Consider the following 14274-nt stretch of genomic DNA (forward strand, 5'->3'; position numbering starts at 1 on the left):
GTATAAGCCTGCAAACTTATGCCTGCTTATACCCCACCCCCTTATCAATCTGCAAAGCTGCGAAATGTATTCTGTAACTGAAGCGTTACATCATTTCATTATACCGGATATGCTCCGTTCTTTGTATCTGCTTTTGTTTCATCAACCTTTGTCTCCTGAGCCTGACGATATTTGAAGAACTCAGTTGCAACCTGCGGGAACAGTGCATAGGACAGAACATCCTCATCCTGCTCCTTATACTGTGCCATCTCGCTTTCAAGCTTATCCAGCTCATTGTCAAGAAGGTCAGCCGGACGGCATGTGATCGGTGTTGTATCGCCGATGCACTTCTTCTGTACTTCTTCGTTAAACGGTTTTGCTGTAGCACCATATTTACCGGAGAGTACATCCTTTGTCTCTTTTGTTACCATCTTGTATCTCTCGCCAAGGATCACGTTGAATACAGCCTGGGTACCAACGATCTGGGATGACGGAGTAACAAGCGGCGGCTCACCAAGATCTTTACGAACACGTGGAACCTCTTCCAGAACATCATAGAATTTGTCTTCTGCATGCTGCTCCTTCAGCTGGGAGGTCAGGTTAGAAAGCATACCGCCTGGTACCTGATACAGAAGAGTCTTGATATTTACACCAAGGTTCTTAGGATTGAGAAGGCCGCTGTCAAGAGCTTCATCGCGCATTGGGCGGAAGTAATCAGCGATCTCAGCCAGAAGCTTCTGGTCAAATCCTGTGTCGTATGGTGTGCCCTTAAATGTTTCAACCATAACCTCTGTTGCTGGCTGGGAAGTACCCAGTGCAAACGGAGACATAGCTGTATCAATAATATCTACACCAGCCTCAACAGCCTTCAGATATGTCATGGAAGCAACACCTGAAGTGTAATGTGTATGAAGATCGATGGGGATCTTTACAGTCTCTTTCAGGGCTGTTACAAGCTCTGTAGCCTTGTATGGAAGAAGAAGACCAGCCATATCCTTGATGCAGATGGAATCAGCGCCCATCTCCTCGATACGTTTTGCCATGGTTGTCCAGTATTCCATTGTATAAGCATCACCCAGTGTATAGGAAAGAGCTACCTGTGCATGGCCTTTTTCTTTGTTAGCAGCCTTAACTGCTGTCTGAAGATTACGAAGGTCATTCATACAGTCAAAAATACGGATGATATCAATACCATTTGCAAGGGATTTCTGCACAAAATACTCTACCACATCATCTGCATATGGACGGTATCCAAGGATATTCTGTCCACGGAAAAGCATCTGCAGTTTTGTATTTTTGAATCCGTCACGTAATTTACGAAGTCTGTCCCACGGATCCTCTTTCAGGAAACGAAGGCAGGCATCATAGGTAGCACCACCCCAGCACTCTACTGCGTGATAGCCAACCTGATCCAGTTTATCAACAATGGGAAGCATCTGTTCTGTGGTCATACGTGTTGCGATCAGGGACTGATGTGCATCACGGAGAATGGTTTCCACAATTTTAACAGGTTTTTTTTCAATTTCTGCCATGATTGTACTCCTTATATTATTCTAAAATATTAAACTCCATAAATAGCCATAAATGTACCGGCTGCTACTGCTGTACCGATAACACCTGCCACATTGGGTCCCATAGCATGCATGAGAAGGAAGTTGGTAGGATCTGCCTCTGCACCAACCTTCTGGGATACACGGGCAGCCATAGGCACAGCGGATACACCTGCAGAACCGATCAACGGATTGATCTTGCCGCCGGAAAGTTTGCACATAAGCTTACCAAGCATAACACCGCCAAATGTACCAAATGCAAATGCCACAAGACCAAGAACTACGATCTTCAGTGTAGCAACATTAAGGAATGCTTCAGCACTTGTAGATGCACCTACAGAAGTACCCAGAAGGATAACTACGATGTACATCAAAGCATTGGATGCTGTCTCTGTCAGCTGTTTTACAACGCCAGACTCTCTGAACAGGTTACCAAGCATCAGCATACCTACAAGAGGAGCTGTGGTAGGAAGAATCATACATACTACGATGGTGATCACGATTGGGAAGAGGATCTTCTCAAGCTTGGATACAGGACGAAGCTGATCCATTCTGATCTTACGCTCTTCTTCTGTTGTAAACAACTTCATGATCGGAGGCTGGATGATAGGCACAAGGGACATATAGGAATATGCCGCCACAGCGATAGGTCCCATCAATGAGGACTGTCCCAGCTTACCTGCAAGGAAAATAGATGTAGGACCATCTGCACCGCCGATAATGGAAATAGCTGCTGCTGCCTTTCCGTTGAAGCCAAGGAAGATGGCAAGGAAGTAAGCAACATAAATACCAAGCTGTGCAGCTGCACCCATGATAAAGCTCTTAGGATTGGCGATCAACGGGCCAAAATCTGTCATCGCACCTACACCCATAAAAATAAGGGATGGTAAAATACTCCACTCATCCAAAATGTAAAAATAGTGAAGAAGTCCACCTACACCATTGGACATATCTTCCGGATTAGCCATAATATCCGGATAAATATTAACCAAAAGCATACCAAATGCGATGGGAACCAGAAGAAGCGGCTCAAATCCCTTTGCAATAGCCAGATAAAGGAATACGCATGCAACCACGATCATCAGGTAATTGCCCCATGTCAGATTAAAAAATGCTGTCTGGTGAAGCAGGTTGGACAAAGTATCTGTTACATAAGACATCTGAATACCTCCCGACTTAGTTTAATGTTGCAAGGGTATCTCCATTTTCAACAGAGGCACCTTCTGCCACATCAATACTTGCAACTGTTCCGTCCTGTGGAGCTACTACCGGAATCTCCATCTTCATGGACTCAACGATTACAATGCTGTCACCGGATTTAACAGCCTGTCCTACAGATGCAACGATCTTTAATACTTTTCCAGGCACCTGTGCTGCTACCTTTACGGAACCTGCACCAGCAGCTGCTGCTTTCGGTGCCGGTGCTACCTTTGGTGCCGGTGCTGCCTTCGGTGCCGGTGCTGCTGCTCTTGGAGCTGCTGCCGGTGCTGCACTTCCATTCTCTTCTACGGTTACATCATATGCAGTTCCATTAACTGTGATTGTATAATTTTTCATTTTGAAATCCTCCTGTTATTTACCATTTCTTACGATTCACTTTGCGGATAGAACGTACAACAAAACTATCTGTGCTGGTGCCCTCTGCTGCTGCAATAGCAGCTGCGATCACTGCAACCAGTTCACCATCATCTGCTGTTTCTTCAACAACAGGTGCTGCTACTGGTGCCGGTGCAGGAGCCTGAGCCGGTGTTTCTGTTTTCTTCTTGCTGCCATTGGGAATAAAACGGAACAGCCAGATCACAAACATCAGGAAAAACAGAACACAGAATACGGTGGCAAGACCCATCACTGTATTCATTGCAGCTCTTTTCAGTGTATCACTCATTGAATACTGGATGTCCACATTTACAGATGTAGGAGCACCAGACTCATCAAACACATATACAAACTTTGCATCTGATTTCTCAAATGCTACAGGAACAGTAATGGTATACTCACCATTTGCCTCAGAGAAGTCTGTCTCTCCGGCATCCTTCTGATCCTCTTTCATGGTTCCAAGCTCGTCCTTTGCACCAGCCCATGCTGTCATAGCACTGGTAGTAAAGCTGTCACTGGACTTGGAATAAGCCTCTACCTGATCATCAGTCAGCTGGACAATGGTCTGGGTCAGGCCTTCTGCAGTTGTGATCATCTGCTGCTTCAGCGTATCATCCACATCTGCCCATACAGCTCCGGCTGTACCCAGTACAAGGGCTGCCGCACATAAGATCGAAGCGCAGAAGCAGGATACTTTCTTAAAAATACCTTTCATATGCTCCACCTCACTTAGACCGTTGTGTGTTTCTTGGACGGACGTGCTTCTCTTTTTGTGAAAAGCATCTCAAATGCACCAATCACATATTTTCTTGTGTCTGCAGGGCTGATAATGGTATCTACATATCCTCTCTGTGCAGCAGACTCAACGCTGGACTGAAGTTCTTTGTACTGAGCTGCCTTCTCATTCAATGTAGCTGCATCTGCACCTGCATACATGATCTTGGCTGCCAGGGATGCATCCATCATACCGATCTGTGCATCTTCCCATGCATAAACCATATCTGCACCAAGGGCTTTACTGTTCATCACTGTATAAGCGCTTCCGAATGCTTTACCGATGATCACGTTAACCTTCGGTACAGTTGCATCTGCAAAAGCATGTACCAGCTGTCCAAGAGAAGCTGCAAGAGTTCTCTCGTTGCATTTGTCTGCTTTAAAGCCTGTTACATTGGTAAGAGTAAGTACAGGAATCTGGAAAGCATCGCAGAATTTCACAAAATCTGCTGCTTTTCTTGCGCCTCTTGCAGAAAGGCTTCCGTCTAACTCTTCGGACTTGTTGTCCTGTGCATCATAGATCTCGCTTCTGTTAGCAACAGCACCTACAGTAGCTCCGTTCAGACGGATAAATCCTGCTGCAATATCTTTACCGAAGTCTGGTTTGATTTCAAAGAATTGCTCATTGTCAGCAATCCTTGAAAGTGCAATAGCAGTATCTCCTGTGCAGTTTGCAATATCCTCACATACACGGTTCAGGTCATCTGTGCACTCCATATATGCATCAGAATCCTCATTATTAGACGGCAGGTAGGAAATCAGCTCACGGATCTTCTCAAGGATCTCATCTTCGGTGCCAACTCCGTCGATCAGTCCTGTCTCACTGCTCTGGAATGCAGCATCAGATGTATCACATTTGTCAATGTGATTGCCTTCCAGTGCATTTGGGGAATTCACAAACATTTTTCCTTTTTTGCTCTCTATAAAAGTAAAATCAGTAAGCGCCGGAACAACAGCCATACCTCCACCGCAGGTACCGAAAATACCTGTAACCTGAGGAATCACTCCGGATGCCAGAGTCTGTTTGAAGTAGATCTCTCCAAAAGCCTCCAGTGCATCGGTAGCTTCCTGAAGACGAAGTCCTGCACAATCGATCAGGCCGATCACCGGTGCGCCTGTCTTAATGGCAAGGTCATAAAGTCTGGTGATCTTCTTGGCATGCATCTCGCCAACTGTACCGTTTAATACGGATACATCCTGGCTGTATACATAAACCAGATTCCCGTCAATGACACCATATCCGGTAATAACTCCGTCAGAAGGTGCTTTTTTTTCAGCTAAGTTGAAATCAGTGCTTCTGGCTGTCACACTTTGGCCGATCTCAACAAAACTGTTTGCATCAAGCAAAGAAGTAATTCTTTTGCCTGCTAAGCTTTGTGTTGCATTACTCATTCTTATTTGCCCTCCGTTTTATAAAAATTTAAAAGTATAACCAAAAAATCTGCCGATTGTAATTGTACAATTTTTCAACCTTTTTTTCAAGTCTTTTTATACTGAAACAGCAAAAAAGAGCCTTGCAAAAGGTTCCCTTTCGGGAATCTTTCGGCAAAAGCTCCTTTCCATACTTTTTCTTCTTTCTTTTTTTGTTTCAGCTATGAAAAAATAAGTGAAACACCTGATCCACACACCAGAAATAACTGATCCGTTCCACATTCTTATCTGCAACAACCGGATAAGCAGCCAGCAGTTCATCTCTAAGCATGTATCGCACTTCTCCGATCTTCTGTCCCTTTTGCACAGGAGCCTGAAGTTCCTTTTCCAGCTTCAGGCTGCAGCTTACCTTTTCATCGGTACGAACCAGTACTTTTTTCTTTTTATCTGTTTCTTTTGCCCTTAATTTTCCCTGGATCCATACTTTTTGTCCCGGCCTGCTGCCTCCTGTGGTTCCATTTTCAACAGAAATCCTTGGGATCTTAAGCTCTTTCCAGTAATTTTCATATCTGAAACAGGTTTCCCCGTATTTCAGAAGCTTTTTTGCATCCTGCCATTTGTAATTTTTATTACCAGGCCATCCACATCCAAGAAGGGCAATGATAAATGTCCTTTCCTGGTTCTCACAAGCACACACGTAACAGTATCCTGCATTGCCGGTAAATCCTGTTTTTCCTGAAAGCACCCCTTCTTCCATATCAAGGAATGCATTTGCATTATGCAGGGAAAAATGTCTTTTGCCACTTAAATCTGAAAAAGAATAATCCCTTGTCTGAGTGATTTTAAGAAATACCGGATTGGAAATAGCATAATTCATGATCCTTGCCAGATCCTCAGCCGTGGTATGATGTACACCGCCTGCATCGGAAGCATCCAGACCATTTGGTGTAATAAAATAAGTATCCTTGCATCCGATCTCTTTTGCCTTTGCATTCATCATGTCAGCAAAGCCTTCCACGCTGCCGCCGATATGCTCTGCAACTGCCACTGCTGTATCATTATGGCTTTTCAGCATCAGAGAATATAAAAGGTCTTCCAGGTAATACTGTTCTCCTTCATGCAGGTTCAGCCTCACCTCCGGCTGGGAAGCGGCATTTTTTGAAATACTCACATAGTCATCTCCGGATCCGTTTTCCAATGCCAGAATACAGGTAAGCACTTTTGTTGTACTTGCATTTGGTCTTGGTACTTCTCCGTCCTTCTGATAAAGGATCCTGCCGGAATCTCCATCCATCAGCACTGCTGACAGGGAATAGAGACTCCCCGGCTCTTCTGGCTCACTGTTTTCTACCAGATCCACCAGATTGGGGATCATCTGTACCTCCGTAACTTGGCTTTTTCCATATGCCGGAATATAAATAGTTGCAAGAAGCAGCAGACACCAGCACACTGCTGTCTTTTTCAGTATTCCTTTCATCTGACACCCCGCAGCCTGATATCCGGATACACGGATCCAGATACCTGATTTTATAATAATCATATGCAGGCATGTCCTGAATATACCTTAACCGTTATATGTTTTATCCCATCGTTCAGACAGACTGCCCGGCATAAGGGCCAGGCTGTATAATTCCATCAGATCTTTGGGAGCTGCAAGCAAAGCCTTACGGAAGTATTCTTCCAGCTGCCTCACAGGTATCTGACTTTCCTTTACAGGTGCAGGAGTCATAAAGTGCCCCAGCATATCCTCCTGGAAATTCTTTCCGCCCAGTCTTAAAATGCGCCCGATCCATTTTCTTCGCATGCCTCCGTCATCACAGACCATAAGATTTGTAAAATATTTCATCATTTTCATGGAAATGCAAATATTACTGCTGCTTACCTGAGGAATCGCCTGATGGATCACCTTTGCATAACGGATATCAGGTACAATCCCGCAAGAAGGGTAATATGCATAGGGGTTTTTACCTGTTTTTTCCATCAGATATCTGTCAAACTCTGTTTCCAGGGTGCTGTGACGCAAAGCTCCGGAGTCATCCACCTGATTTACATAGGGATGACAAACAGAATCCAGAAGATAATGGCACCCAAACCCCATCATATATGCAAACAGCGCATGACTGTCTGTCTCTCTTACTTGTTTCATCCCTGCCTCAAAAAAACCGGCAGCCTTCTGCCGGTGCATGGAAACACCTTTCGCTGTTACCGGATTCGGCGTAACCATAAAATAAAACAGGATATCTGGCCCATGAACACCGATCCTGTATAATTCTCCGTTTTCCCGGATCAGCTGCTGCAAAGGTGCAGGCAGCTGCCTGTAAACCATTTTTCCAAACAGATCATGTGCATATGTGGTTGGCATTTGTTCATCTCCCTTTACACATCCAGCCGAAGCTGTACTTCCTCTTCTGCTTCTGCCTTAAAATCTTCCAGCTTTACAGGGTCAAGAGCAGGCAGTTCTTCCAGTCCCTGAACACCAAAGGTACGCAAAAATTCCTCTGTTGTACCAAACAAAATCGGTCTTCCCGGCGCATCCAGGCGCCCAAGTTCCTTTACAAGGGAATATTCCACCAGCTTATTCACTGCATGGTCGCTTTTCACCCCGCGGATCTTCTCGATCTCTGCCTTTGTGATAGGCTGCTTATATGCAATAATAGAAAGGGTTTCCAGCATTACATCTGTAAGGGATGGTTTCTTAGGCTGCATGGCGATCCGGATCAAATTCCCGTAATATTCTTTTTTGGTGCACATCTGAAAGGAGTCTCCCAGTTCAATGATCTGAATCCCCCTGTCTTCTTCCTGGTATCGGTCCATCATATGATGGATCACTTTTCTTGTTGTCTCTTTATCCTGCTCTACTGCTTTTGCGATCTGTGTTAACTCTACAGAATCTCCCATTGTGAAAAGTATGGCCTCGATCGCTGCTTCCATTGTCTTGATCTCCACTTACTAACCTCTTCTATGTTCCATTTATACGGAAGCTGCTTATGCATCCTCCGCAAATTCAGTCAAATTCTTCCATGTGTCAGGATCTGTTACAACATCGATCTGAATATCGTCAAATAATTCTTCCTGCACCGCATGGATATGCCCCATCTTCATAAGCTCCAGTACAGAAAGGAAAGTAACGATCACTTGAACTTTGGAACACTGCCTTTCCAATAGCTGTCTGAAGCTGAACTTCCTGTGGCTTTTTGCAAAATCCTTCATCTGAAGCATTTTGTCGGAAAGACTGACTTCTTCCTTCTCAATAGTTCCAAACTTGCTTCGGATAGGATCGATCCTGTCATCCTGTTTTCGTATGATGGATTTGTAGATCTCATTCAACTTTTCCAAGGTCAATCCTTCAAGAAGAGCAGACGGATCCACTGGCTCTCTGTACTGCAGCACTTCCTTTGGGACCGTAGGTTTTTTGTAATAAATCCCTTCTGCATCGTCCATCTTATCACGAAGTTCATAGGACATATATTTATACATTTTGTATTCAAGAAGCTTCTGCACTAGTTCTGCTCTTGGATCCTCTTCCTCTCCATCTTCATTGACTTCCTTAGGAAGAAGCATCCTGCATTTAATATCCAGAAGTGTGGCTGCCATGACCATAAACTCGCTCATAACACCCAGATCTTCTTTTTCCATAGCATGGATATATTCCATGTACTGATCTGTGATCTCCACAATAGGAATATCATAGATGTCTATTTTATTTTTATCGATCAGGTGAAGGAGCAGATCTAGTGGTCCTTCAAACACATTTAACTTTACAGATATAGCCATTCGTATCGTTCTCCCGGTGTTTCATTTTACATGTTCTGCATGGGATTGTAAAGGGTGGCTTTGCATATTATAAATGTTTCAAGATCCTGTGCCTTCCAGTTCAATGATCAGAAGTTCCCTTGGATTATGGATCCGCACAGGAATGGTATGCTCCCCCAGCCCTGCACTTACCAGAATATATTTTCCTTCTTTTTCAAAATCCCCGCAGCAAAATGGCGGAAACAGCAGATACTGAGGACTGGTCAGGCCACGATGCCTGGACAGCCGTAAAATCCCCCCATGATAATGACCGCAAAGAGTCAGATCTGCATTCCAGGAGAAATAAGCTTTTCCGTATTTGGGATTGTGGGCCAGAAGAATATTCAGTCTGGATGGATCACCTGAGCCCAGTAAATTCTTGATTTGTCCACAGGTCAGCGTTGGCGAATCCGGCTTATGATAATACTCCATAGGGAGTTCCAGTCCGTAAATAGTCAACGGGATATCCCCTATCTTAAGATCCTTCTTTTCATTGTGAAAGATCTTTATGCCGCCTTTTACCAGTTCCTCTTCATAATCCGTATAGATTCGGGCAGTCTCCGGCTGAAGCTTCATCCTGCATTCATGATTGCCAAGAGCCATATAAACCGGAAAATCTTCTGAAAGCTTCAAAAGAAGCTCCCTTGCCACCGGAATGGAATGGGGTAATGTACGCACGATCATATCTCCTGCACACAAAACAAGATCCGGCTGCTGCCTGCATATTTCTTCCAACAGCACCTGATTTCCCGGACCGAATTCTCTGCCATGCAGATCTGTAAGAAAAGCTGCTTTCAGTTTTTTCCCTTCAGGGATTTTGGACGATGTAAGCCTGTACACCTGTGTGCGAAAACGGATCATTTGCCAAACCCACAGGTCGGAAAAGTACAGACCTTACAATTCAGGCAAAGTCCGCCCTCGCCATATGCAGCCACTTCCTCTTCGTGGATTTTATCTCCAGCTGCCAGTCTTGGAAGAACAAGGTCAAAAACCGTTCGTTTTGCATACATCACACAGCCTGGCAGTCCGATCACAGGAATACATTTTCCGTCTTTCTCATAATAGGAAATCAGAAGCATAGCTCCAGGAAGCACAGGTGCACCATAAGTTACGATCCTGGCTCCTGTATCTTGGATCCCGCCTGGCGTACGGTCATCCGGATCTACGCTCATCCCACCGCTACAAAGCACCATATCTGCTCCGTTTTTTATGAACTGAAGGATATCCTCTGTGATCTGAGTTTTATCATCTCCTGGCATAGTCTGGCCTATAACTTCCATGGAGTATTCCTTTAATTTTTCTACCAGCACCGGTGTAAAGGTATCCTTTATCAACCCCTTTTTCACTTCACTTCCTGTAGTTACAACCCCTACTTTCATAGTTCTGTAAGGAAGAATAGAAAAAATCGGATCTGCTCCTGCCGCTTTACAGGCTTTGTCCATCTTTTCCTGTTGGATCACAAGAGGGATGATCCTGGTCCCTGCAATCTTGTCGCCTTTCTTCACAGGAAAATCTCCATGTCTTGATGCGATCATCATTTCCCCCTGGCTGTTTACTGCCAGAAGTGCATCCCTTCGGATCTTCAGCACTCCGTCTATATCTGCGATCAGCTCGATCTTTCCCTCACTTACTTCCGTTCCGTGCATATGCTCTCCTGCACATATCTGATATAGGATCTTTGCAGCCTCATTTTCGTGAAGAATCCCTTCTTTTTTCTCCCAGACAAATAAATGCTCTTTTCCCACTGAAAGAAGAAGGGGAATATCCTCTTCCCGGATCACATGGCCTTTTTTAAACAGAACTCCTTTTTTTTCATCTTTAATGATCTGCGTAATATCGTGACACAACACACTACCCACTGCATCCTTGGTACAAATCTCTTTCATATGCCAAACCTCCTTTATAAACCGGCTCTGCAAAGTTTTGCATAAACACCGTTCTTTTCCATCAGTTCCTTATGGGTGCCTTCTTCCGCGATCCCATCCTCAGTGAGCACAAGGATCCTTCTTGCATTCCGGATCGTTGACAGCCTGTGTGCAATCACAAATGTGGTCCTGTCTTTTGCCAGCCGTTCCAGCGAATCCTGTACTACCTTCTCACTTTCATTATCCAAAGCAGAAGTTGCTTCATCAAAAATAAGAATTGGCGGATTTTTCAGAAATGCCCTGGCAATTGATAGTCTTTGCTTTTGCCCCCCGGAAAGCTTCACTCCTCTCTGCCCTATGTCTGTATAATAATTATTGTCCATTTCCATAATAAAATCATGTGCATTGGCAGCCTTAGCAGCACGGATCACTTCTTCATCTGACGCATCTGGTCTTCCATAACGGATATTATCCAGGACTGTTCCTGCAAAAAGATAAACATCCTGCTGTACAATACCAATATTATTTCTCAGATCTTTCAGGCGGATGTTGCGGATATCCTTTCCATCCAGGTAAATAGCACCACCTGAAACATCATAAAATCTGGGGATCAGACTGCACAAAGTGGTTTTCCCTGCTCCAGAAGAACCCACTAATGCTACATACTCTCCTGGCTTCACTTCCAAGTTCACGTGAGAAAGAACACTCTCCTTATGATCCTCATAGTGAAAGGATACATCCTCAAACCTTATATCCCCTTTCGCATGTTCAAGGGGCTGTGCATCCGGTGTGTCTTCGATATCCGGAGCAATGGACATCATTTCAAGGAAACGGTCATATCCACTGTATCCATTCTGGAATTGTTCTGTAAAATTCACAAGCTTTGTAACCGGCTCCGTAAAATTATTGATATAAAGCAGGAAGGTAACAAGGTCTGCTGCCAAAATGCTTCCTCCTGCCAAAAACATAGATCCGGAAACCAGTGCTACAACTGTGATCAAAGTAGTAAATGCATCCATTCCGGCATGATATCCTGCCATATAACGATATGATACACTTTTTGCCTCTACAAATCTTTCATTTCCTTTTTTGAATTTCTCAATCTCCCGTTTCTCATTTCCAAAAGACTTTACCACCCTGATCCCTGCCAGGCTGTCTTCGATCTGGCTGTTAATATCCCCAATACGTACACGGTTTTCTTTAAAAGCGGTTTTCATTTTACGGTTATATATAAGAGCATAAATAAGCATTACCAAAACAACCAGGAAACAAAGAAGTGCCATTTTCCAGTTCACATTCATCAAAATGATCAATGCGCCAAACAATTTGATCACGGAAATAATAATATCCTCCGGTCCATGATGCAGCAGCTCACTGATATCAAAAAGATCGCTGGTGATTCTTGAAAGAAGATGGCCTACTTTCTGATTATCATAAAATGCAAAGGAAAGCTTCTGATAGTGACTGAAGATCTCATTACGCATATCATGTTCTATATAAGCTCCCATCATATGACCATAATAGGTGATAAAATATCTGCTTCCCAGCTGCACAAGAATTAGAGCCAGCATACCAATGCCAATATATAAGATGGTCTTCTGTGCCTGTGCAATCGACATAGAACCTATGGAGGTCATAATGTACCTTACCAGCAAAGGGATTACAAGCGTTACGGCTGCGCCCAGGATCGCAAAAAACAAATCGGCAAAAAACAGGCCTTTATAAGGCTTATAATATGCTGCAAGCAATTTTAATTTGTGGTCTTTTCCTTTACCCTTGTTCATAATTCATTTCCTCTTTCCGATTTTAGTACTCCCTATTATAAGCCTATCTGCCTGTTTTTGTCAAAATCAGCCCTTCCTTTTTCCAAAGACTTTTTAACCAGCATTTGCCCTTCACAACTGTGAATGTAGTGGACAATTACGAATATTTAATGAAATACAAGTTTTCGCACAAGTTTTCCAAGGCTCCAAATCCATGTAGACCTGGGTACGCTTTGATCATACAAGATGTTTACACTGCCAATCTGTTCTTTACCAGCATAATATTCCATTTTTCCTGCCAGCTTTCCTCTTTTTACCGGAGCTGTTACCTGTTCCGGAAGGGAAAGCTTTCGTGTCACTTCTCCAATGTTTTTTCCATCTGTTCCGATCCAGACAAGTGTTTTCTCATATTTCAGAGCCACATATTCTTCTTTTCCATTTCGCACCTTTAACCTGGGAAGTTTCATAGGATGATCATCTATGTACCGACTGCACTTTGAAAACCCGTAATTAAATAAAGCAGCTCCATCCCTGAAACGCACCTTATAATCCGGTGCTCCCATCACAACAGCGATCAAGGTGATGTCATTTTTCTGGGCAACAGCAGAAACGCAGTACTTTGCCTTTCCAGTGCTTCCTGTTTTCAGCCCTGTACAGCCCTCATAGCTTCGCAGCAGCTTATTGGTATTTGTTAATGTAAACTCTTTGGAGCCCTGCTTTGTTACGTGCAGGATATTTTCCATCCATATAGAAGAGTATGTGAGAATTTTAGGATACCTGGTGATCAGTTCTCTGCTCATAATGGCAACATCCTTAGCCGTAGTATAATGATTCTCTGAATCGGTCAGTCCACAGCAATCTTCAAAATGAGTATCCTGCATTCCCAGCTGCTCTGCCCGCTGATTCATTCTTTTTACAAACTCCTGCTCACTTCCTGCAATATGCTCTGCCATTGCCACGCTTGCATCATTCCCGGAGGCAATTACAATGCATTTGATCATTGTTTCCACATCCTGGGTCTCTCCTTCTTCCAGGAACACCTGGGAGCCGCCCATGGATTTGGCATATGCACTGGTAGTCACTGTGTCTGTAAGTTTCAGATTCCCATCTGCCAGACTGTCAAAGATCAGCAGAAGAGTCATGATCTTTGTAATGCTGGCAGGGCTTCTTTTCTCTTCCTCGCTTTTTTTATACAGCACTGTTCCTGTATCTGCCTCTATCAGGATCCCTGCCGGAGCCTGGATCAGTATATCTTCCTGTACACCATCAGCCTCCTTGTTTTCCTCACCGTAGGCTGTAAGCACTCCATTTCCACAAACCATCAGAATTATGGTCAGAAATAATGCCAGGACTCTTTTCCATTTTCTTTGATTCAAATCATCTTCCCCCTGTATTCCCTTTACTCTATTGTAAAAAAGAACAGGGCTTTTTATGCCTTGATATTGAAAAAGGACGGAGGAATCACCATTTTTCCAGTGATTTCTCCGCCCATTTGCTTTACTTCAAGAATGCTCGGCATTCTTGCTGCGAGGTGCGCGTCATGCAATTGCATGACATACTTCTCCTGCGCACCTCTGCAATCCT

General features: G+C 44.0%; 14 protein-coding genes. All 14 read right to left on the minus strand.

All coding sequences use genetic code 11. The annotated features are described in order from the left end of the window. Nucleotides 1–98: 98 nt before the first annotated feature. The 14 genes from G5B11_RS01345 to G5B11_RS19275 all read right to left on the minus strand — a co-directional run bounded on the left by G5B11_RS01345 (nucleotide 99) and on the right by G5B11_RS19275 (nucleotide 14242). Entirely contained in the window at nucleotides 99–1511 is a 1413-nt protein-coding gene (locus G5B11_RS01345) for an oxaloacetate decarboxylase subunit alpha (protein ID WP_158420341.1), read from the minus strand. A 29-nt stretch (nucleotides 1512–1540) separates the two neighbouring features. Beyond that, entirely contained in the window at nucleotides 1541–2689 is a 1149-nt protein-coding gene (locus G5B11_RS01350) for a sodium ion-translocating decarboxylase subunit beta (RefSeq protein WP_158420340.1), read from the minus strand. A 16-nt stretch (nucleotides 2690–2705) separates the two neighbouring features. Beyond that, nucleotides 2706–3086: a biotin/lipoyl-binding carrier protein gene (locus tag G5B11_RS01355; RefSeq protein ID WP_173726600.1), complete on the minus strand. Its 381-nt coding sequence runs from the start codon at nucleotides 3084–3086 to the stop codon at nucleotides 2706–2708. Between the two features lie 19 nt (nucleotides 3087–3105). Further along, on the minus strand, nucleotides 3106–3840 hold the full coding sequence (locus G5B11_RS01360; protein WP_173726601.1) for an OadG family protein: 735 nt from the start codon (nucleotides 3838–3840) through the stop codon (nucleotides 3106–3108). 14 nt (nucleotides 3841–3854) lie between these two features. After that, nucleotides 3855–5291 (minus strand): acyl-CoA carboxylase subunit beta, encoded by a 1437-nt coding sequence (locus G5B11_RS01365; RefSeq protein ID WP_173726602.1) that lies wholly within the window; start codon nucleotides 5289–5291, stop codon nucleotides 3855–3857. Between the two features lie 196 nt (nucleotides 5292–5487). Continuing rightward, the gene (locus G5B11_RS01370; RefSeq protein WP_244092880.1) at nucleotides 5488–6810 is read right to left on the minus strand and encodes a D-alanyl-D-alanine carboxypeptidase family protein; all 1323 of its coding nucleotides are present in this window, start codon (nucleotides 6808–6810) and stop codon (nucleotides 5488–5490) included. A 24-nt stretch (nucleotides 6811–6834) separates the two neighbouring features. Continuing rightward, a complete protein-coding gene (locus G5B11_RS01375; protein ID WP_173726603.1) occupies nucleotides 6835–7632 on the minus strand; it encodes a zinc dependent phospholipase C family protein in 798 nt (265 codons plus the stop codon). 14 nt (nucleotides 7633–7646) lie between these two features. Beyond that, the gene (gene scpB, locus G5B11_RS01380) at nucleotides 7647–8216 is read right to left on the minus strand and encodes an SMC-Scp complex subunit ScpB (protein ID WP_158420335.1); all 570 of its coding nucleotides are present in this window, start codon (nucleotides 8214–8216) and stop codon (nucleotides 7647–7649) included. Between the two features lie 39 nt (nucleotides 8217–8255). Then, on the minus strand, nucleotides 8256–9044 hold the full coding sequence (locus G5B11_RS01385; protein ID WP_173726604.1) for a segregation and condensation protein A: 789 nt from the start codon (nucleotides 9042–9044) through the stop codon (nucleotides 8256–8258). 78 nt (nucleotides 9045–9122) lie between these two features. Beyond that, nucleotides 9123–9923: a metallophosphoesterase gene (locus G5B11_RS01390; RefSeq protein WP_173726605.1), complete on the minus strand. Its 801-nt coding sequence runs from the start codon at nucleotides 9921–9923 to the stop codon at nucleotides 9123–9125. After that, complete coding sequence (locus G5B11_RS01395; RefSeq protein WP_173726606.1) at nucleotides 9920–10948, minus strand: molybdopterin-binding protein; 1029 nt, start codon at nucleotides 10946–10948, stop codon at nucleotides 9920–9922. The genes G5B11_RS01390 and G5B11_RS01395 overlap by 4 nt, the downstream gene beginning before the upstream one ends. 14 nt (nucleotides 10949–10962) lie before the next feature. Beyond that, a complete protein-coding gene (locus G5B11_RS01400) occupies nucleotides 10963–12711 on the minus strand; it encodes an ABC transporter ATP-binding protein (RefSeq protein WP_173726607.1) in 1749 nt (582 codons plus the stop codon). Nucleotides 12712–12857: 146 nt separating this feature from the next. After that, nucleotides 12858–14012: a D-alanyl-D-alanine carboxypeptidase family protein gene (locus G5B11_RS01405; protein WP_173726670.1), complete on the minus strand. Its 1155-nt coding sequence runs from the start codon at nucleotides 14010–14012 to the stop codon at nucleotides 12858–12860. Nucleotides 14013–14119: 107 nt separating this feature from the next. Continuing rightward, nucleotides 14120–14242, minus strand: coding sequence for a hypothetical protein (locus tag G5B11_RS19275; protein ID WP_274603224.1), 123 nt, complete (start codon nucleotides 14240–14242; stop codon nucleotides 14120–14122). Between the last annotated feature and the right edge of the window lie 32 nt (nucleotides 14243–14274).

It is taken from the genome of Blautia glucerasea (assembly GCF_013304385.1).
Classification (GTDB): Bacteria; Bacillota; Clostridia; order Lachnospirales; family Lachnospiraceae; genus Blautia_A; species Blautia_A ammoniilytica.